This is a genomic window from Comamonas sp. JC664 (assembly GCF_042647185.1).
Genome location: NZ_JBHRUZ010000019.1, coordinates 1 through 17869, shown reverse-complemented (window position 1 = coordinate 17869; position 17869 = coordinate 1). Strand labels below are relative to the sequence as shown.

Genomic DNA, 17869 nt, shown 5'->3' with positions numbered 1-17869 from the left:
ACCGTGGTCGAGCAGTTATTGCAGAGTTTCCCAAGCTGCGCCAGTTCGCCACCTTGTCGCCGATACCCGGTTTTCGCAGCTGGCTGGGCAAGAACGCTGGCGAGGTCTGGGAGGGCGCCGACAAGCGCCTGCGCGCTGAGCTGGGCAAGGCGCTGGACAAGGCCGAGCCGACGGTGGACGACTGGATGGCCGCGCTGGAGCAACCGGGCCAGTGGCAGGCGGGCGATGCGGCCGCCAAGCTGCTGCTGCATGCCGCTGCCCGCTACCTGGGCAAGAGCCTGGTCAAGGACAAACCGGTGGACCCGGTCGCGCGCTTTCACCTGGGCAATGGCTCGCGCGTCGAGCGCCTGAACTGGGCGGGCGATACCTCGGCCAAGGGCATCAAGCAGTCCTATGGTTTGATGGTGAACTACCTGTACGACTTGAAGCGCCTGGACAAGCACCGCAATGCGCTCGCCCAGGGAAAGATTCCGGTGTCATCGGGCATTGAGGCGCTGGCCAAGGTCTGAACCTGTTTTTGAGGATGGCAGGCCAGCATCGCGCCCCCGGGCGCTGCGCTGGCCTGGAGAGAGCTGCAGGCCCCCATAGGGCCGCAGCCTGGGTGGTAGGCATTCTTTGCTGACCACCTAGGGCCTGAGCGTTGCTGTCGCGCGCGCAGGCGGGTGTGCGTGGATCTTTAAAAATAACCGTTAGGAGACAAGATGACCAAGAGCAATACACCTTCCCCGTCCAGAAGACGAACTGTCCTGGGCCTGGCCGCTGGCATGGCGGGCAGCGCGCTGCCCGCCTGGAGCTGGGCCAGTGCGGCCGCTGCGCGCGACTGGCCGAGCAAGCCGGTGACCTGGGTGGTGCCCTTTCCTGCAGGGGGTGGCACCGATGCCTTTGCGCGGCCGCTGTCCTCGCAGTTCTCGAAAATCTCGGGCAAGACCCTGGTGATCGACAACAAGGGCGGCGCAGGCGGCACCCTGGGGCCAGCTTTGCCGCGCGCCAGCCCTCCGATGGCTACCATTTCTTTATGGGCGGCACCCACCATGTGATTGCGCCCTCGGTCTATCCCCGGCTTGATTACGACATTCAGAAGGACCTGGTGCCGCTGGCCTTGCTGGCGACGGTGCCGCAGGTGCTGGTGGTCAACCCCAAGCGGGTGACGGCGGCCAATATGCAGCAGCTGCTGGCCCAGCTCAAGGCCAACCCGGGCAAGATGAGCTTTGCCTCGGCTGGCGCCGGCACCAGCCACCACCTGGCCGGCGAGCTGTTCAAGATCCAGAGCCAGACCGACATCCTGCATGTACCCTACAAGGCGCGGCCCGGCGCTGCAGGACCTGATTGCCGGCAATGTGGACATGCTGTTCGATGGCCTGGGCTCGTCGGCCGCGCATATCGCCGCCGGGCGCATCAAGTGCCTGATGGTCTCGGGCAGCCAGCGCAACCCCTCGCTGCCCGATGTGCCCTGCGCTGCCGAAGTCGGCTTGCCCGACTACAACGTGACCACCTGGTACGGCCTCTGGCCATCAAGGGCACCTCGCCCGAGCTGCAGGCGCGCATGTTCGAAGAGGCCAAGCGCATGGGCGCCTCCGAAGAAATCAAGGCCATCTGGGCCAAGAATGGTGCGGAATATGGCAGCATGACGCAGCCGCAGTTTGCCGCCTTTGTGGCCGATGAGGTCAAGCGCTGGGCCGAGGTGGTCAAGGCCTCGGGCGCGAAGATTGAATGACAAGAGGAGCGAGATGATGGCGGGGCAGGTTCGTGTGCAATCGTGGGTGGCGGGCGAAGAGGCATCCCGCGCGCAGGCCGTGCGCGTGGTGCTGAACCATGCGGGCAAGCGCAATGCCATGTCGCGCGCCATGTGGCGCCAGCTGCGCAGCGTGTTTGAGGACCTGCAGCGCCAGCCCGGGCTGCGCTGCATCGTGCTGCAAGGCGAGGGCGAGGCCTTTTGTGCCGGTGGCGATATCTCGGAGTACGCCGACTTTCGCTTTGCCCCAGAGAGCCTGGCCGCCTTCCACGAAGGCGAGGTCTGGCCGGCGCTCAACGCCATGCTGCAATGCGATGTGCCGTTGGTGGCCGCCATTGAAGGCGCCTGCATGGGCGCGGGCGTGGAGCTGGCCAGCTGCTGCGACATGCGCCTGGCGGCCGACACCGCCCAGTTTGGCGCGCCGATTGCCAAACTGGGCTTTCCGATGGCACCCAAGGAGGCGGCGTTGGTGCTGAGCCAGGTGGGGCCTGCCAAGACGCGGCAGATGCTGCTGGAGGCAGCGCTCTTTGGCGCCGACCAGATGCTGGCCTCGGGCTTTTTGAGCCAGGTTCACCCCGCTCAAGACCTGCAGGCCCAGCTGGAACGCAGCGTGGCCCGCATCTGCGGCCTGGCGCCCCAGGCTGCCCGCATGACCAAGCAGCTGCTGCGTGCACTGGCCGAAGGCGATGCCCAGGCCCCGGTGCTGCAGCAGCCCTATGCCTATGCCGATTCGGCAGAACACCGCGAAGGCATTGCCGCCTTTGTCGACAAAAGAGCAGCCCAGTTTTGACCGTGCCTGCGCTGGCCACCGCCGGGCCGCAGGCGCCAAGGAAACCACCAACCAAGTAGACAAACATGACCAACGACAACCTGTTCTGCGCCCTGCGCGCGGCCTTTCCTGAGGACCTCGATGCCATCGCCGTGGAGACCACGTCGGCCAGCGGTGAGCCGCTGAACTACAGCTGGCGCGATCTGGACCGCATGAGCGCGCGCATCGCCAACCTGCTCGATTCGCTGAATATTCCTTCCGGCAGCCGCGTGGCGGTGCAGGTGGAAAAGTCGGTCGAAGCGATGGCGCTATACCTGGCCACCTTGCGTGCCGCCATGTGTTTCTACCGCTCAACACCGCCTACCAAAGCGCCGAGATCGAGTACTTTGTCACCAATGCCGAGCCGGCCGTTGTGGTCTGCTCACCGGCCAACTTTGGCTGGGTCTCCAAGATCGCCTTCCAGTGCGGCACGCAAAGCGTGTTCACCTGGGCGATGACCGCAGCGGAACCTTGCTGGAGCGTGCGGTGCACTGCGCCGATGCACACACGCCTGCGCAGAAATCTGCCGACGACATGGCCGCCATCCTCTACACCAGTGGCACCACTGGGCGCAGCAAGGGTGCGATGCTCAGCCACGGCAACCTGCTGAGCAATGCCGTCATGCTCAAGGACTACTGGGGATGGAAAAAGGGCGATGTGCTGATCCATGCGCTGCCGATCTTCCATGTGCATGGCCTGTTTGTCGCGATCCATGCGGCCTTGCTCAATGGCAGCAAGATGATCTGGTTTGCCAAGTTCGAGCCCAAGGCGGTGATTGCCGCGATGGCGCGGGCGACGGTCTTCATGGGCGTGCCGACCTTGTATGTGCGCCTGCTGGCCGAGCCGGGCCTGACCAAGGCAGCGGCCCAGCACATGCGTCTGTTCATCTCCGGCTCGGCGCCGTTGCTGATCGAGACCTTCCGCGACTGGCAGACCCGCACCGGCCACACCATCCTGGAGCGCTATGGCATGAGCGAGACCATCATGCTGGTCTCCAACCCCTACCAGGCCGATGCCCGCCATGGCGGCCAGGACGAGCGCCGGGGCGGCACGGTGGGCTTTGCGCTGCCGGGTGTGGGCGTGCGGGTGCAGGGCGATGACGGCCAGGCGCTGGGCGCCGACGAGATCGGCCATATCCAGGTGCAAGGCCCCAATGTGTTCAGCGGCTACTGGCGCATGCCCGAGAAGACCGCGCAGGAGTTCACTGCCGACGGCTGGTTCAAGACCGGCGACGTAGGCAAGATCGATGCGCGCGGCTATGTGACCATCGTCGGCCGCAGCAAGGACCTGATCATCTCCGGCGGCTACAACGTCTACCCGGCCGAGATCGAGGGCTTCATCAACGAACTGCCGGCGTCGCGGAAAGCGCGCTGGTCGGCGTGCCGCACCCCGATTTTGGCGAAGTGGGTGTGGCGGTGGTCATTGCCAAGGCGGGCCAACCGCTCGATGCCGACGGCATCATTGCGACCTTGAAAAAGCAGCTGGCCAATTTCAAGATTCCCAAGCGCTGCTTTGTCGTGGGCGAGCTGCCACGCAACACCATGGGCAAGGTGCAAAAGAACCTGCTGCGCGACCAGTACCAGGACCTGTTCAAGGGCTGATGCGCCTATGGAGGCGGCATGCGCCGCCATGACAAAACCCTCGCGCTGTGGCCGCTCAGAAGCTGCCGCAGGCGAGGGTTTGCTATGGGGATGATGCGGTTATACGGCGATCAGCGCAGTACCAGCACCGGTATCGTGGCATGGGTCAGTACATGCTGTGTTTCGCTGCCCAGCAGCAGGCGCTTCAAGCCCCGGTAGCCGTGCGATGCCATGACGATCAGGTCGCAGTTTTCCTTCTTCGCCGTCTCCAGCAGCGCCTCGGCAATCATGTCGGACTTGATCACCAGGGTCTTGATGGGCACGCGGTCGCGGCGCCTTCGGCCACCACCTTATCGACAATGCCTTGCGCTGCGCGTTCCCAGCCATCCTCGATGCGCGCAATGTCATCGGGGTTTTGCATGGTGCTGCCTTCGAAGTAGCTGCGCGGGTAGTTGGGCGAGATGTTGACGGCAGTCACCGTGGCATGGCTCAGCTTGGCAAGCGCCAGTGCGTGGCGCACGGCCTTCTCGGACAGCTCAGAGCCATCGGTGGCAAGCAGGATATGTTGGTACATGGCAGGCTCCTTTCAGGTCAGACATGGGGCAGGGCTGTGGTGGCAGCCTTGCCGTGGATGCAACTCAGAGCATCGCCGCTTGCGGCTTGAGCGGATGTCGGATCAGACCGCGTTTGTATCCGCTGGCGGAGCGACTTGGAACAGGGTCTTAAGCCGAGCAGGCCTGGGTGTTGATCAGGCCCTGGAGCTTGTCGGTGTCCAGAATGCGCACATGGCGCTGCTTGACCTCGATGATGTTCTCCTCGGCAAACTTGGAGAAGGTGCGGCTGACGGTCTCGAGCTTGAGGCCCAGGTAGCTGCCGATTTCCTCGCGCGTCATGCGCAGGATCAGCTCATGCTGCGAAAAGCCCGGGCATGCAAGCGCTGCACCAGGTTCAGCAAGAAGGCGGCCAGGCGCTCTTCGGCGCGCATGCTGCCCAGCAGCAGCATGACGCCATGCTCGCGCACGATCTCTCGGCTCATGACCTTGTGCACATGGTGCTGCAAGGCGGTCACCTCGCGCGACAGGTCTTCGAGCGAGGAGTAGGGCATCACGCAGACCTCGGCATCTTCGAGCGCAATCGCGTCGCAGGAATGGCGGTCGTTGACGATGCCGTCCAGGCCGATGATCTCACCCGCCATCTGGAAGCCGGTGACCTGGTCGCGCCCGTCTTCGGTGGCGATGCTGGTCTTGAAGAAACCGGTGCGTATCGCATACAAGGAGGTGAAGGTCTCACCGTTGCGGAACAGCGCGCTGCCGCGCTTGATCTTGCGCCGGGTGGCGACGATCTCGTCGATGCGCTCCATCTGTTCGGCCGACAGTCCCACGGGCATGCACAGCTCGCGCAAATTGCAGCTGGAGCACGCTACTTTGATGGAGTTGGATGTCATGTATCAATACCCGTGAACAACTATTCAGATAGGAACGACGTTCCTTGGATGGGCCTATGTGCGTGCTGGCGCCCAGAGGCTTCTTGATGTACATCAAGGACGCGTGGCAGGCCTTGGGGCACATTGGGGCGTCCGCTAGGAAGAAGAACCATGATTTCCCTGACCCCCGAACTGCTGTGCCGTTTTGATGTTCCCGGCCCCCGTTACACCTCGTATCCTACCGCAGACCGATTTGTTGAAGCCTTTGCTGCGAATGAGTACAAGCTGGCGCTGGCGCAACGCGGCACCGGTCTGGCGGGCCGGCTGTCGCCGCTGTCCTTGTATGTGCATGTGCCGTTCTGCGCCTCGCTGTGCTACTACTGCGCCTGCAACAAGATCATCACCAAGCACGCCGAGCGGGCCGACGAATACCTGGATTACCTCGAGCGCGAGCTGGACCTGCAACTGGCCCATGTCAGCGCCCGCCGACCATCAGCCAACTGCACCTGGGTGGGGGCTCGCCCACCTTCCTGACCGATGCCGGCCTCAGCCGCCTGATGGATATGGTCAAAGAGCGTTTTCATCTGCAGCCCGGTGGCGAGTACGCGATCGAGGTCGACCCGCGCACTGTGAGCGGCGAGCGCCTGCAGCACCTGTACCGGCTCGGCTTCAACCGGCTGAGCTTTGGCGTGCAGGACTTTGACCCGCTGGTGCAAAAGGCGGTGCACCGCGAGCAGCCCGCTGACCAGGTGTTTGCCTTGGTCGAGCAGGCGCGCGCTATCGGCTTTGAATCCATCAATATCGATTTGATCTATGGTCTGCCCCAACAAAGCCCGGCCAGCTTTGTGCGCACCATGGAGCAGGTCAACGCGCTGCGGCCCGACCGCATTGCGCTGTATGCCTATGCGCACCTGCCCGAGCGCTTCAAGCCCCAGCGCCGCATCCAGGCCCAGGACCTGCCCAGCCCCCGCCGACAAGCTGGCGATGCTGGCCCAGGCCCTGGCGGCGCTGGAAGCCGCCGGTTATGTGTATGTGGGCATGGACCATTTCGCCTTGCCCGACGATGCCTTGGCGGTGGCCAAGCGCCAGGGCCGCCTGCACCGCAACTTTCAGGGCTACAGCACCCAGCCGATTGCGATCTTATGGCGCTGGCGTGTCAGCCATCGGACGCATTGGCGCCACCTACAGCCAAAATGCCAAGACCCTGGAGGAGTACTACGACCTGATCGACCAGGGCCAGATTCCCGTGGTGCGTGGGCTGGCACTGACGCGCGACGAACCTGCTGCGCCGCACGGTGATCATGGGCCTGATGTGCCAGGGGTGCCTGGCGATTGAATCGCTGGAGCAGGCCTGGCTGATTGATTATGCGCAGTACTTTGCCGCCGAGCTGGCCCAGCTGCGTGAGCTGCAGGAGCAGGGCCTGGTGCAGCTGAGCGACGAATCGATCAATGTGACCGGAGCTGGGCTGGTACTTTGTGCGTGGCGTCGCCATGGTGTTTGACAAGAACCTGCAGGCCGACCGCAACCGGGCGCGCTTCTCGCGATTATCTGAGGGCAGGGCGTGGGCAGGCCTCAGCCCTGCCAGGCCGCCAGGCTCTTGTAGAGCATGTAGAGCGCCAGGCACAGCAAGATGCCGCCAAAGATCTTCTTGAGCTGGCCCACCGGCAGCCGGTGCGCGGCGCGGGCGCCCAGCGGCGCGGTCAGCACGCTGCAGGTGGCAATGGCGGCCAGGCCGGCAGCCAGATATAACCCAGCGAATGCGGTGGCAGCCCCTGCAGGTGCAGGCCGGCCACCATGAAGCCGATGACATTGGTGACCGCAATCGAAAGCCCAGCGCCGAGCTCGTGGCTACCGCGTTGTGCATCGGCACGCTGCACCAGGTCATGAAAGGCACGCTGATGAAGGCGCCGCCCGCGCCCACAGGCCGAGAGGCAGCCGATCACGCCACCCCGCAGCCAGCTGGCCGGCCGTGCCCGGCATGGCGCGCATGGCCTGGCTATTGGGCTTGCGGAACATGCGCCAGTGCCGAGTAACCAATGAACAGCCAAAAAACAAACCCAGGTAGCTGCCCTTGAGCACCGCAAAAATACCCAGGCTGGCCAGCAGGCCGCCCAGCACAATGCCCGGGGCCAGGCGTTTGACAAGGTCCCAGCGCACCGCGCCATGCTGGTGGTGGGCGCGCACGCTGGACATCGAGGTGAAGACGATGGTCGCCATCGAGGATGGCAATCGCCATCTTGATCGCCAGCTCCGGCGCCACGCCCTGGGTGCCCAGGATGTAGGTGATGAAGGGCACCGCACCATGCCGCCGCCAATGCCCAGCAGGCCCGCCAGAAAACCGCCGATCAGGCCCAGAAACGACAGCGGCAGCAAAACAAGAGGATCAGTCATGGCGCGCAGTAAAAAGGCCACCTGAAACAGGTGGCCTGAAACCCCGCTGTCGCGGAGAGGAGAAGACAGGTTGGGCGGAGCCTGCCCGAAAAAATCAGGTGTTCGCAGCGGATCCACTGGACCGTCATCCTGAACCGGGGGTTCAGGTGGGCGAGGGCAACCTATCGTTGGGTTCATCTGACGCGAGACGATCACGCTCAATAGGTAATGTACCAAGCCCGTGCTCGTAGAGCTTGGTTCAAGGAACTATAAAGTCCAGCAGGGCTGCGAACGCTTTCATTGTAATCGCTCGCGCCTGCCGCACCCACCAAAACTGCAATTCAATGTGCCTGGATTGGTCAAAAAAGATAGCTGGTTAGCCAGATTGAGCAATGGGTGGCGTGATATTTTGCAGCCAGCATTGCATGGCGCGGCAATCTGTGTTGGCGCTGCTCGCGGCAGTGCCTCAAGCGCTGGTGCCCAGGGTGTCGGCCGGTTGCGGGGGCCGGCGCCAGCGCCGCGTCCAGCGTGCATCACCGACTGCACACGGGGCGCATCCCAGTCCAGGCTCGCCTGGTCCCCAGGGGCGGTCTGGCCTGGACCTCAACCATCGCGGCAGACTGCGCAGCAGCTTGCGCTTGCAGGGCGTCTGCGGTCTGGCTGAGCTGGCTGTTTTGCACTTGCAAATCAAGCAGGTCAAAAGCGACATTGAGGGCCGCCAGCACAGCGATGCGCTCGCGCGCCACGGATCTTGCCCGCGTCGCGGATGCCGCTCATGGCCCTCATCGACTGCTTGACGGCAGCCAGCAGACGTGCTTCCTGGCCTTCGGGGCAGCCCAGCATATAGCTTTGCTGCATGATGTGTACTTCCAGCTGTTTCATCATTCGTCCTGGTCAAAGGTCTTGGGCAGGCGTTCGATCAGTGCATCCACGCGGGCGCGGGCCGCTGTCAGGCGCGATTGGAGGGAGTCGCGCTCCTGGGTCAGGGTGGTGACTTGCTCTTGCAATTGGGCGTGGGCGCGTTGCAAAGCCTCATGACGCTCAGCAGTGCCTCCACCCGCTCAAGCATCAGATCCATAGAAGGCGTAGTGGCCATAGAGAGACAGTCTTCTTAGTGCGCAATGGGTTTAACGCTAAAATTGTACCCGTTGGTGCTCGCCCCAGTGGTTCACATGGGGGCAGTTCAACGGGAAGCAGGAGCGCCGCTTGTGCCCTACAAGCCTAACGCAACCTGCGCTGCCCCCGCAACGGTAAGCGATGGTTGGCTTTTGCGCCATCCACAGCCACCACTATCCACTGAATACCTTGAACAAGTGTTTGGGAAGCGTGTGCTGTGTCATCGCCAGCCGGATACCGGCCAACAATAGTGGAGGCGCGTGGCTGAGGCCTTGCCGCGGCTTCCGTGTTCCCCATTGCCGGCGGGGAGGCTGGCGCGGGGTGGTTCATCACCAACTCAGTGCATGTTTTCCTCTGCTTTTCGACACGCCCCTTCGCGCGTCCCGCGCTTGCGCCCCGCTCGCGCACCCTCCATACCCCCCGTTTTTTGGCCTTGGCCATCGCAGCGGCGCTGCCCCTGTTGCGGCCAGCACAGGCGCAGCAGGCCCCAGCCGCCCTGGAAACAGAGGGTAAAAACCTGCAAGAGATGGTGGTGACCGCCAACCGCATCGAGCAGCGCCTCTGTCCGATCTGGTGGCCGACATGTCTATCATCGATAGCGCAGACCATCGAGCGCCAGGCCCGGGCAGCGTGGCCGATGTGCTCGCGCGCGTGCCGGGCATCCAGATTTCGCGCAACGGCGGGCCGGCACGACGACCAGCGTGTTCATGCGTGGCGCCGATTCGCGCTTTACCGCTGTCTATGTCGACGGCGTGCGCATGGACTCGCAATCGACTGGCGGCGCCTCCTGGCAATCGATTCCGCTGGCGCTGATCGATCGCATCGAAGTGCTGCGCGGCCCGGCCGCTGCCGTCTACGGCTCGGACGCGATGGGCGGCGTAGTGCAGATCTTCACCAAGAAAGGTGAGGGCGCGCCCCAGCCCTATGTCGGCCTGGGCTTTGGCAACCGGGGCACGTTCACGGCCGAGGCCGGTATCTCCGCGGCGCCGACGGCTGGGATTACGCGCTGGGGTCTGAACCGCTCGCAGACCGATGGCTTCAATGCCCGCACCGTGGCCACCGCCAACCCAGACGAGGACGACTACCGCAGCAATGCGGTCAGCGCCGCCTGGCTACCAGCTCAACGGCCAGCACCGGCTCGAAGCCACCTTGCTGGCCAGCGATGTGAACTCGGGCTACGACAGCAGCCTGACCGAGGACGACGCAGCCTCAACAAGATGTTTGCGCTGGGCCTGAACTGGCAGGCGCAGTGGACCGAGCACTACAGCACCAAGCTGCAGTTCAGCCAGTCGCGCGACTATTACGAGACCCGGCCCTCGCCCTACCAGACGGACACGCGCCTGCATAACTACCTGTTCCAAAATACCTGGCGCCTGGGCGTCCACACCTTGACGGCCGCACTTGAGCGGCGTGACGACGCGCTGACGAATGGCGGCATTGACCGCGACCGCCACCAGAATGCGCTGGCGCTGGGCTATGGCCTGAAACTCCCGGCCCGCACACGTGCAGCTGAACCTGCGCCGGGATGACGACAGCGAGTTTGGCGGCAAGACCACCGCAGCGCTGCCTATGGCTATGCCTTTGCGGCAAACTGGCGCGCCACCGCGACGGTAGGCACGGCCTTCCGCGCGCCCACGCTCTACCATCGCTTTAGCGAATACGGCGACGCATCGCTGCAGCCCGAGAAAAGCCGCAATGCCGAGCTGGGCCTGCGCTGGGCGCAGGGTGCCGACAGCTTCTCGTCCACGGGCTACCGCAAACCGGGTCACCAACCTGATCAACTTCTCGTCGCCCGGCAGCTGCGACAGCGCATTCTTCGGCTGCTATGCAATGTGGGCAAGGCACGCCTGGAAGGCATCACCTTGCGCCACGACCAAGCTGGGCGCGTTCAACCTGCACGGCTCGGTCGACTTCCAGAACCCGCGCGATACCGAAAACGACAAGCTGCTGGCGCGCCGCGCCAAGCGCTATGCCACCCTGGGCGCCGAGACGCGTGCAGCCGGTTGGACCTGGGCGGCCGACCTGCAGACCAGCGCCAAGCGCTTTGACAATGCCGCCAACATCAATGTGCTGGGCGCTACACCTGTTCAACCTGTCAGCGCAGACCGAGGTGGCCAAGGATGTGAACCTGATCGCCCGTATCAACAACCTGGCCGACAAGCGCTACCAGACCGCACGCACCTATGCCACCGAAGGTCGCAGGTGTATGTGGGTGTGAAGTGGATGCCGCGCTGAGCGCAGAGGGGATAAGCAGCCATGACATGACACGACGGTTCAGGACCGCCCAACGGCCGCTTGCGTGGCACTGCTGATATTGCGGCGCCCGCATCGGGCCAGGGCAAGACCACGGTGACGGTAGCCTTGCGCGCCTGCATGCCCGCCAGGGCCGGCGGGTCCAGGTGTTCAAATGCGGCCCGGATTTTCTCGATCCGCAGTGGCTGCGCCTGGCCAGCGGCCAGCCCGTGCATGCGCTGGACCGCTGGATGAACGGTGAAGTGGATGTGCGCGCACGCCTGTTTCAGGCCGCGCAAAGCAACGATGTGCTGCTGATCGAAGGCGTGATGGGCCTGTTCGATGGTGCCAACAGCGCGGCCGAGCTGGCCAAGTCGCTGGGCATCTCCGCTGTGGTGGTGGTCGATGCATCGGCCATGGCCGCTACCTTTGGCGCCATTGCCCATGGCTTGCAGCACTATGACCCAGGCCTGCAGCTGGCCGGTTGTGCTGGCCAACCGCGTGGCCACTGCCCACCACGGGTGAGATGCTGCGCAGCGGCCTGCGCGACCCCGCACTGTGGCTGGGCGCGATGCACCAGGTGAGACCTCGATGCTGCGAAACCGCGCGCCAACCTGCTGCCCGAGCGCCACCTGGGCCTGGTGGCAGCCCATGAGCTGCACGACGCTCCGAGCGCCTGGATGCCGCCGCCGACGTGCTGGCGCAAAACGCCGCTGTGGCCAGCTGAGCTGGCAGGAGTGGCAGCAGCGCTGGACGGTGGCCTTTACCGCGCCTGCTGTTGCCGCCCCGGTGCCGCCTGGCTGGCCGGCGCTCGCATTGCCGTCCCCGCGATGCCGCTTTCAGCTTTATCACTACACCGCCAATCTGGAATGCTGCAGGCCATGGGCGCCGAGCTGGCCTTTTTTTCTCGCCGATCGCAGGCGACCGCCTGCCCGCCTGCGATGCGCTGTGGCTGCCTGGCGGCTACACGAGCTGCACCTGCCCGCGCTCAAGGCCAATGGGCTTGCAGCTGGATCTGCAGGCGCACCTGGAACAGCGCAAACCCGTCTGGGCCGAATGCGGCGGCATGGTGGCACTGGCCGAGGGGCTGACCGACCTGGACAGCCGCTGGCACAGCTGTGGGGCTTGCTGCCAGCGCAGGCCGTGATGCACCAGCGCTGGCGGGTCTGGGCATGCAGCAGCTGCTGACGCCCTGGGGCATGCTGCGCGGCCATACCTTTCACTATTCCAAACTGCAGAGTGAGGCCCTGGAAGTGGCGCGCAGCAGCCGCCCGGGCCAGGCGCCGAGAGCGGCAAGGGCGAAGCCGTCTACCAGCAGGGCAGCATCCATGCGAGCTATTTCCATGCCTGGTTTCCCTCGTGCCCGCAGGCCGTAGCGGCCTTGCTGGGGGTGGACATGCCGGTGGTCGATCCGCAGGCCTGGCCACCGTGAGGCGTTGAACGCCTAAGATGCGCGGCATGGATGACTCTCTTTTCCACGTTGATGGAGCGCCGCTGAAGCTCTTGCTGCTGGGCGGGCAGAAATCGGGCAAATCACGCCAGGCCGAGCTGCTGGCGCGCGCGCCTGGCTGCAGGCCGGATGCCGGCGCAGCGCCAGCCTGGTCGCCACCCGGCACCGCGTATGACGCCGAGATGCACGAGCGCATTGCGCGCCACCAGCGTGACCGCCGCGCCCGCGTGCCGCAACTGGCCACCGTGGAGGCGCGCGCGCGACGTCGCCCAGCAGCTGCTGGCGAGCAGCCGGCCCGAACACCTGCTGGTGGTCGACTGCCTGACCCTGTGGCTCACCAACTGGTTGATGCCGATGGAGACTCCTGCGCTTTCACACTGCGCAAGCCTGGCAGGTACAGTGCGATGCCTTTGTCGCTGCCCTGCAGGCCGCACCGGGGCCTGTCATTTTGGTCAGCAATGAGATTGGCCTGGGTGTCATTCCGATGGGCCGCGAGGTGCCGCCCTTTGTGCGATGCGCTGGGTCTGCTCAACCAGCAAGCGGCAGCGGCCTGCAACCGCGTGCAACTGATGGCGGCGGGCTTGCCGCTGCAGATGAAATGATGGCCTTGTTGATGGCTCCCCGACCCCTTTTGCGGCAGGCACTGCCCGTTGTGGCGCTGATGCTCGCGTTGCCGATGGCCCAAGCTGCGCCGTCCGCCAGCGTCGATGAACTGCGCCTGCAACCCTTTGCCAATGCGCCGGTCTGGAAAGACCAGGACCTGGTTGCTCCCGTGGCCATCGTCGACGACCGGGGCCGCAAGGTCCAGCTGGCGCAACCACCGCAGCGCATCGTGAGTCTTCTGCCGTCGCTCACCGAGAGCACCTGCGCGCTGGGACTGTGTGAGCGCCTGGTGGGGGTGGACCGCTATTCGGACCTGGCCCCGCTCGGTCAAGTAAACTAACCGGTGGTGGGCGGCGGTCTGGACCCGAGCGTTGAATCCGTGGTGGCGCTCAAGCCCGATGTGGTGCTGCTGTCCGATGCCTCCAAGGCGGCAGAGCGCTTGCAGGCCCTGGGCCTGAAGGTGGTGGCGCTCGATGTGAAGTCCAAGGCCGATATCCACCGCGTGCTGGGCACCCTGGGCCAGCTCCTGGCGTTCCCCAGGCGCAGGGCGCTGACCGGTCTGGCACGCGCTGGATTCAGGCATTGATGGCGGTGGTGCGCGACCTGCCCGAGCGCACGCGCCATAGCCGGTCTACTTTGAGGTGAGCCGCGGCCCTTATGCGGCCGGCCCCACAGTCCTTTATTGGCGAGACCCTGACCCAACTGGGCGTGGACAATGTCGTGCCCGCTGAGCTGGGCCCGTTTCCCCGGCTGAGCCCGAGTTTTTGCTGCGCGACCCAGCCCGATGTGATCATGCTGGGCAACCGCAGCATGCAGGCTGCCACCAGCTACCCGGGCTGGCACAACCTCCAGGCCGTCAAGGCCGGGCGGGTCTGTGTGTTTACGGATGAAGAGTCGTATGCGATCGTGCGCCCAGCCCGCGCATGGCCCAGGCGGCGGCGCTGATGGGCGCGCTGCCTGGCCGACAAGGCACCGGCAAGGCTGCGGTGCGCGCTGATGGCTGCTTTTCCCACCTCAGCACCCGCATCCGCAGCGCAGCGCGAGGCGGCGCCCGGCCTGCGCCGCAGTGCCTGGTGGCGCTGGTGCTGCTGGTGCTCAGCGCCTTGCTGCTGCTTGTCGCGCCAGCGTCGGCAGCACCGTTGGGAGAGCGTGTTGCGCATGCGCGACGACCCGACTTCCTGGCAGATCGTCGTCGATATCCGCCTGCCGCGCTCGCTGGGCGCCTGGCTGGCTGGTGGCCTGTGGGCCTGGCGGGGGCTGTCGCTCAGGGCCTGTTTCGCAACCCGCTGGCCGATCCCTATTTTGCTGGGCAGTGCGTCTGGCGCCTCGCTGGGCAGCGCATTGGGCCTGGTGCTGCTGGGTCGTCCGTCACCAGCCTGAATCTGCTCTACGCCTGGGCATGACCGGCATGGCCTTTGTGGGTGCCGCCTGCGCGGTGGCGCTGACGGTGGTGCTGGCGCGCAATGTGCAAAACACCTTGCGCCTGTTGCTGGCCGGCGTGATCGTGGGCGTGGTGCTGGGCGCCATGCGTGATCTGCTGGAGCTGCGCCACCCCGATATTCTGCAGGCGATGCAGGCCTTTACCCTGGGCACCTCGGCCTTTGTCGGCTGGGAGGGCTGCGCGCTGATGGCCGGCGTGCTGCTGGTCTGCGTGCTGGCCACCTGGTGCTGCGCCCGCCTGCTCGATGGCCTGACCCTGGGCCGAGGCGACGGCCGCCAGCCTGGGCTTGCCACTGGCCCCGTTGCGCTATGGCCTGGTGGCCGTGCTGGCCCTGGCCACCGGCACCTCGGTGGCGCAGACTGGCCTGATCGCCTTTGTCGGCCTGGCCGCCCCGCACTTGGTGCCAGCCTGGTGCAGGTGGGCCATGGCCGCAGCACCGTGCTGGCTGCCGCGATGGGTGGCGTGCTGCTGCTGGCCGCCGATATCTTGGCGCGCTGGCTGGTGGCCCCGCAGGAGCTGCCGGTGGGCGTGCTGACCGCCGCGCTGGGCGGCACTTACCTGCTCTGGCGCATGCACCGCAGCACCCGTCGGCAGGGGGCTTGATGCAAACTCCGAACTCTGCTGCGCTGAGCGCCACCAATATCCACGCCGCTGTGCATGCAAGGCCGATTCTGCAAGGCGTCAATGCCCAGTTTGCGCAAGGCCGCTGGACCAGCATTGTCGGCCCCAATGGCGCGGGCAAATCCAGCCTGCTCAAGGAGCGGGCGGTTTTGTGGCCGGCGGCACAGCTGCAGAGCGAGGTAGCACTGCTGGGCAAGGATTTGCAGCGCTGGCCGCGCAAGCAGCGCGCCCAGGCGCGCGGCCTGGCTGGCCAGGGCGAGGAGTGGTGACGCAAGAGCTGACGGTGATGGATGTGGGCCATGCTGGGCCGCCTGCCGCACCAGCCCTGGTTGCAGCGCCCAGCCCCGCGAAGACATGCGGTGGTGGAGCAATGCCTGCGCGCAGCCCATGCCTGACTGGCGCCAACCGGCCGGTGGCCGAACTCTCGGGCGGCGAGCGCCAGCGCGTGCTGCTGGCCCGGGCCATGGCCGTGCAAGCCCAGGTACTGCTGATGGATGAGCCGCTGGCCAACCTGGAACCCACCGCACCAGACCGACTGGGTGGACAGCATGCGGGCCTTGACGCCCAGGGCACTCACCGTGGTCAGCGTGCTCCACGAGATATCATGTCGCTGCTGGCCGACCATATGCTGGTGCTGCAGGCCGCCGGGTGCTGCACCAGGCCGCTGCGACGAGACCCGGCCACGCATAGCCGCGCTGGAGGCGGTGTTTGACCACCGCATCCAGGTGCGTGCCATCGATGGCGTGTGGATGGCCTTGCCGCGCACCGCCACGGTAGTGCAAGCCCCTGAGCGCCTGCGCTGAATCCCTGTGAAGCCGGGCCTGGCCCAGTTTCCAAAGACACAACGACTCAACGAAAGACTTCCATGCAGATTGAAACACCACCCAGCGAAAAGCCTTATGAAAAGCCCGAGGCGAGCGCCGTGGCCTGGTGATCGTCAACACCGGCGATGGCAATAAGACCACGGCGGCCTTTGCCTGGCGTTCCGCGCCCACGGCCGGGGCAAGGCCGTGAAGGTCTACCTTCATGAAGGTGCCGACCGCGCGTTTTGGCGAGCACCGCCTGTCTGAGAAGGTGGGCCTGCCGGTCGAAGGCCTGGGCGATGGCTTCAGCTGGAAAGCCGCGATCTGGAGCACAGCGCCAGTGGCGCGCGAAGGCTGGGAAAAGGCCCAAGGCAGCCCATCCTCTCGGGTGAGTATTTCCTGGTGGTGCTCGATGAGGTCACCCTACCCGCTGATCTACGGCTGGCTGCCCTTGCAAGAGGTGCTGGACGCACCCGGCCGCGCGCCCCAAGGAGGTGCATGTCTGCATCACGGCCGGCGCTGCCCGCAGGAGATCATCGATGCGGCCGACACGGTCACCGAGATGACGATGATCAAGCATGCGTTCAAGGCCGGCATTCCGGCGCAGCGCGGCATTGAAACTGAGGCCCGGGCCGCAGCCGATTGCTGGCATGAGCGACTCCCACTCCGCCCCCATCAACGCTCCCACCATTGCCGCGACAGCCTTTAGTGAGCTGAGCGCGCAGCGGTCTATACCGCGCCATCCATGAGCGGCGCGACATGCGCCACTTTGCCGGGCGGCCAGGTGGACGATGCCGTCCTGCGCGCGCCTGCTCTGCGGCGCGCCCATGCGCCCAGCGTTTGGCTTTATGCAGCCCTGGCCGCTTTATCCGGGTGCGCGATGCGCAGATGCGCGGCCGCATCCATGCGCTGGTTGAAGAGGAGCGCGCGCACCGCCCAAGCCTTGGTGCGCGCGAGGCCGACTTTAAAGCAGCTCAAGGTGCAGGGTGTGCTGCAGGCGGCCGAGGTGCTGGTGGTGCCATGCCGCCGGGGCGCGAAGCCCATGTGTTTGGCCGCCGCACCTTGCCCGAGATGGATGTGGCCACACCGCCCTGCGCGATCCAGAACCGTGGCTGGCGGCGCGTGCGAGGGCTGGGGATGGGCTGGGTATCGCTGTCGAACGCCAGGCGCTGGCGCAGCTGCTGGCCAAAGCCCGCAGGTGCGCATACCCGTTGGCCTGTGTTGTGCTGGCCCCTGTAGAGGCCTTTTATGCCGAGCCATGCTGCAGCAAGAGCGCTGGGCCAGCCGCGCGCCCTTGCAGGACATGCTGATGGACGGGTGCTGGCAGCAAACCAAGGACGCAGCCATGAGCGATGCGGCCTGTGGTCGCTGGCACTGGCCGGTGCAGCCCGCTGCTGCAAAACTGGTCCAGGCCTTGGGCGATGCTGGCCCTGCCGTGCCCTGGCAGGCGCCGATGGCGGCCTTGCTGGCGGTCTTGGTGGCCTTGCTGGTGGATCGGCTTGGGCGAGCCGCCAGTGCGGCTGCACCCTGTTGTCTATATGGCCAGCTGCTGGGCATGCTGGGCCAGGGATTGCGCCGCGCCAGGCGCTGGAAGCGCGCTTACGGTCGCTTTGTGCTGGCGGCGCTGGCCTGGTGCATGCTGGCGGCGGGCGCCTGGCAGGTGTATGCGGCACTGCAGTGGCTGCTGCT

Annotated in this window: 17 protein-coding genes, 13 pseudogenes and 1 riboswitch; of the genes and pseudogenes, 22 read left to right on the top strand and 8 right to left on the bottom strand. The window is 65.5% G+C overall.

Translation table 11 applies throughout. The features are described 5' to 3' along the window. The 4 genes and pseudogenes from ACFODQ_RS03165 to ACFODQ_RS03150 form a co-directional block, all read left to right on the top strand. Nucleotides 1-509 (top strand): malonyl-CoA decarboxylase domain-containing protein (locus ACFODQ_RS03165; protein ID WP_377015039.1); only part of this gene is annotated, 509 nt, incomplete at its 5' end. Between the two features lie 192 nt (nt 510-701). Next, nucleotides 702-1714, top strand: a pseudogene (locus ACFODQ_RS03160) (Bug family tripartite tricarboxylate transporter substrate binding protein). 16 nt (nt 1715-1730) lie between these two features. After that, nucleotides 1731-2522 (top strand): enoyl-CoA hydratase/isomerase family protein, encoded by a 792-nt coding sequence (locus ACFODQ_RS03155; RefSeq protein WP_116925993.1) that lies wholly within the window; start codon nt 1731-1733, stop codon nt 2520-2522. Nucleotides 2523-2587: 65 nt separating this feature from the next. Continuing rightward, nucleotides 2588-4141: pseudogene (locus ACFODQ_RS03150) on the top strand (malonyl-CoA synthase). Between the two features lie 110 nt (nt 4142-4251). Here the strand turns inward: ACFODQ_RS03150 and ACFODQ_RS03145 are convergent. Next, nucleotides 4252-4694, bottom strand: a pseudogene (locus tag ACFODQ_RS03145) (universal stress protein). Between the two features lie 148 nt (nt 4695-4842). Beyond that, nucleotides 4843-5564 (bottom strand): annotated as a pseudogene (gene fnr, locus ACFODQ_RS03140) (fumarate/nitrate reduction transcriptional regulator Fnr). Nucleotides 5565-5714: 150 nt separating this feature from the next. On the opposite strand from fnr, the pseudogene hemN reads away from it, so the two are divergent. Next, nucleotides 5715-7091 (top strand): annotated as a pseudogene (gene hemN, locus ACFODQ_RS03135) (oxygen-independent coproporphyrinogen III oxidase); the annotation flags it as partial. Nucleotides 7092-7116: 25 nt separating this feature from the next. Here the strand turns inward: hemN and ACFODQ_RS03130 are convergent. The 6 genes and pseudogenes from ACFODQ_RS03130 to ACFODQ_RS03105 all read right to left on the bottom strand — a co-directional run bounded on the left by ACFODQ_RS03130 (nt 7117) and on the right by ACFODQ_RS03105 (nt 9010). Beyond that, the gene (locus ACFODQ_RS03130; RefSeq protein WP_377015044.1) at nt 7117-7251 is read right to left on the bottom strand and encodes a hypothetical protein; all 135 of its coding nucleotides are present in this window, start codon (nt 7249-7251) and stop codon (nt 7117-7119) included. Next, the gene (locus tag ACFODQ_RS03125) at nt 7245-7421 is read right to left on the bottom strand and encodes a hypothetical protein (protein ID WP_377015036.1); all 177 of its coding nucleotides are present in this window, start codon (nt 7419-7421) and stop codon (nt 7245-7247) included. The genes ACFODQ_RS03130 and ACFODQ_RS03125 overlap by 7 nt, the downstream gene beginning before the upstream one ends. 4 nt (nt 7422-7425) lie before the next feature. Next, entirely contained in the window at nt 7426-7935 is a 510-nt protein-coding gene (locus ACFODQ_RS03120; RefSeq protein WP_377015034.1) for a TSUP family transporter, read from the bottom strand. Nucleotides 7936-8447: 512 nt separating this feature from the next. Beyond that, nucleotides 8448-8639, bottom strand: coding sequence for a hypothetical protein (locus tag ACFODQ_RS03115; protein WP_377015032.1), 192 nt, complete (start codon nt 8637-8639; stop codon nt 8448-8450). Next, nucleotides 8611-8772, bottom strand: coding sequence for a hypothetical protein (locus ACFODQ_RS03110; RefSeq protein ID WP_377015030.1), 162 nt, complete (start codon nt 8770-8772; stop codon nt 8611-8613). The genes ACFODQ_RS03115 and ACFODQ_RS03110 overlap by 29 nt, the downstream gene beginning before the upstream one ends. 23 nt (nt 8773-8795) lie before the next feature. Next, nucleotides 8796-9010 (bottom strand): annotated as a pseudogene (locus tag ACFODQ_RS03105) (DUF904 domain-containing protein). Nucleotides 9011-9046: 36 nt separating this feature from the next. Beyond that, nucleotides 9047-9291: riboswitch (cobalamin riboswitch) on the top strand. Nucleotides 9292-9737: 446 nt separating this feature from the next. Between ACFODQ_RS03105 and ACFODQ_RS03100 the strand changes: the two are divergent. The 17 genes and pseudogenes from ACFODQ_RS03100 to ACFODQ_RS03020 form a co-directional block, all read left to right on the top strand. Continuing rightward, nucleotides 9738-10559, top strand: coding sequence for a TonB-dependent receptor (locus tag ACFODQ_RS03100; protein WP_377015041.1), 822 nt, complete (start codon nt 9738-9740; stop codon nt 10557-10559). Between the two features lie 93 nt (nt 10560-10652). After that, a pseudogene (locus ACFODQ_RS03095) lies at nt 10653-10730 on the top strand (hypothetical protein); the annotation flags it as partial. Nucleotides 10731-10755: 25 nt separating this feature from the next. Continuing rightward, nucleotides 10756-11265 carry a hypothetical protein gene (locus tag ACFODQ_RS03090; protein WP_377015028.1) on the top strand — a complete coding sequence of 170 codons (510 nt, stop codon included), beginning with the start codon at nt 10756-10758 and terminating at the stop codon, nt 11263-11265. Between the two features lie 164 nt (nt 11266-11429). Then, on the top strand, nt 11430-11846 hold the full coding sequence (locus ACFODQ_RS03085) for a hypothetical protein (RefSeq protein WP_377015026.1): 417 nt from the start codon (nt 11430-11432) through the stop codon (nt 11844-11846). A gap of 194 nt (nt 11847-12040) precedes the next feature. Then, nucleotides 12041-12409 (top strand): hypothetical protein, encoded by a 369-nt coding sequence (locus ACFODQ_RS03080; RefSeq protein ID WP_377015024.1) that lies wholly within the window; start codon nt 12041-12043, stop codon nt 12407-12409. A gap of 302 nt (nt 12410-12711) precedes the next feature. Then, nucleotides 12712-12879: pseudogene (locus ACFODQ_RS03075) on the top strand (hypothetical protein); the annotation flags it as partial. Nucleotides 12880-13076: 197 nt separating this feature from the next. Continuing rightward, nucleotides 13077-13181: pseudogene (locus tag ACFODQ_RS03070) on the top strand (hypothetical protein); the annotation flags it as partial. A 144-nt stretch (nt 13182-13325) separates the two neighbouring features. After that, complete coding sequence (locus ACFODQ_RS03065) at nt 13326-13655, top strand: hypothetical protein (protein WP_377015022.1); 330 nt, start codon at nt 13326-13328, stop codon at nt 13653-13655. A 6-nt stretch (nt 13656-13661) separates the two neighbouring features. Continuing rightward, nucleotides 13662-13901 carry an ABC transporter substrate-binding protein gene (locus tag ACFODQ_RS03060; protein ID WP_377015020.1) on the top strand — a complete coding sequence of 80 codons (240 nt, stop codon included), beginning with the start codon at nt 13662-13664 and terminating at the stop codon, nt 13899-13901. Nucleotides 13902-13972: 71 nt separating this feature from the next. Then, a complete protein-coding gene (locus ACFODQ_RS03055; protein WP_377015018.1) occupies nt 13973-14260 on the top strand; it encodes a hypothetical protein in 288 nt (95 codons plus the stop codon). A 51-nt stretch (nt 14261-14311) separates the two neighbouring features. Beyond that, nucleotides 14312-14695: an iron chelate uptake ABC transporter family permease subunit gene (locus ACFODQ_RS03050; protein WP_377015016.1), complete on the top strand. Its 384-nt coding sequence runs from the start codon at nt 14312-14314 to the stop codon at nt 14693-14695. Nucleotides 14696-14714: 19 nt separating this feature from the next. Further along, nucleotides 14715-14993 (top strand): annotated as a pseudogene (locus ACFODQ_RS03045) (iron chelate uptake ABC transporter family permease subunit); the annotation flags it as partial. Nucleotides 14994-15072: 79 nt separating this feature from the next. After that, nucleotides 15073-15359: pseudogene (locus tag ACFODQ_RS03040) on the top strand (iron chelate uptake ABC transporter family permease subunit). Then, nucleotides 15359-16180, top strand: a pseudogene (locus tag ACFODQ_RS03035) (ABC transporter ATP-binding protein). Before ACFODQ_RS03040 ends, ACFODQ_RS03035 begins: the two co-directional pseudogenes overlap by 1 nt. A 223-nt stretch (nt 16181-16403) precedes the next feature. Further along, the gene (locus ACFODQ_RS03030; protein ID WP_377015014.1) at nt 16404-16889 is read left to right on the top strand and encodes a cob(I)yrinic acid a,c-diamide adenosyltransferase; all 486 of its coding nucleotides are present in this window, start codon (nt 16404-16406) and stop codon (nt 16887-16889) included. 50 nt (nt 16890-16939) lie between these two features. Continuing rightward, nucleotides 16940-17419 carry a hypothetical protein gene (locus tag ACFODQ_RS03025; RefSeq protein ID WP_377015012.1) on the top strand — a complete coding sequence of 160 codons (480 nt, stop codon included), beginning with the start codon at nt 16940-16942 and terminating at the stop codon, nt 17417-17419. Nucleotides 17420-17438: 19 nt separating this feature from the next. Then, nucleotides 17439-17869 (top strand): annotated as a pseudogene (locus ACFODQ_RS03020) (hypothetical protein); the annotation flags it as partial.

Excerpts from the sequence above, each read along its gene's own strand:
- ACFODQ_RS03050 (WP_377015016.1), top strand. The coding sequence starts at position 14,312 with ATGGCTGCTTTTCCCACCTCAGCACCCGCATCCGCAGCGCAGCGCGAG.
- ACFODQ_RS03065 (WP_377015022.1), top strand. The coding sequence starts at position 13,326 with ATGGCTCCCCGACCCCTTTTGCGGCAGGCACTGCCCGTTGTGGCGCTG.
- ACFODQ_RS03030 (WP_377015014.1), top strand. The coding sequence starts at position 16,404 with ATGAAGGTGCCGACCGCGCGTTTTGGCGAGCACCGCCTGTCTGAGAAG.
- ACFODQ_RS03100 (WP_377015041.1), top strand. The coding sequence starts at position 9,738 with ATGCGTGGCGCCGATTCGCGCTTTACCGCTGTCTATGTCGACGGCGTG.
- ACFODQ_RS03055 (WP_377015018.1), top strand. The coding sequence starts at position 13,973 with ATGCGGCCGGCCCCACAGTCCTTTATTGGCGAGACCCTGACCCAACTG.
- ACFODQ_RS03025 (WP_377015012.1), top strand. The coding sequence starts at position 16,940 with ATGCGCCACTTTGCCGGGCGGCCAGGTGGACGATGCCGTCCTGCGCGC.
- ACFODQ_RS03110 (WP_377015030.1), bottom strand. The coding sequence starts at position 8,772 with ATGCAGCAAAGCTATATGCTGGGCTGCCCCGAAGGCCAGGAAGCACGT.
- ACFODQ_RS03120 (WP_377015034.1), bottom strand. The coding sequence starts at position 7,935 with ATGACTGATCCTCTTGTTTTGCTGCCGCTGTCGTTTCTGGGCCTGATC.
- ACFODQ_RS03155 (WP_116925993.1), top strand. The coding sequence starts at position 1,731 with ATGGCGGGGCAGGTTCGTGTGCAATCGTGGGTGGCGGGCGAAGAGGCA.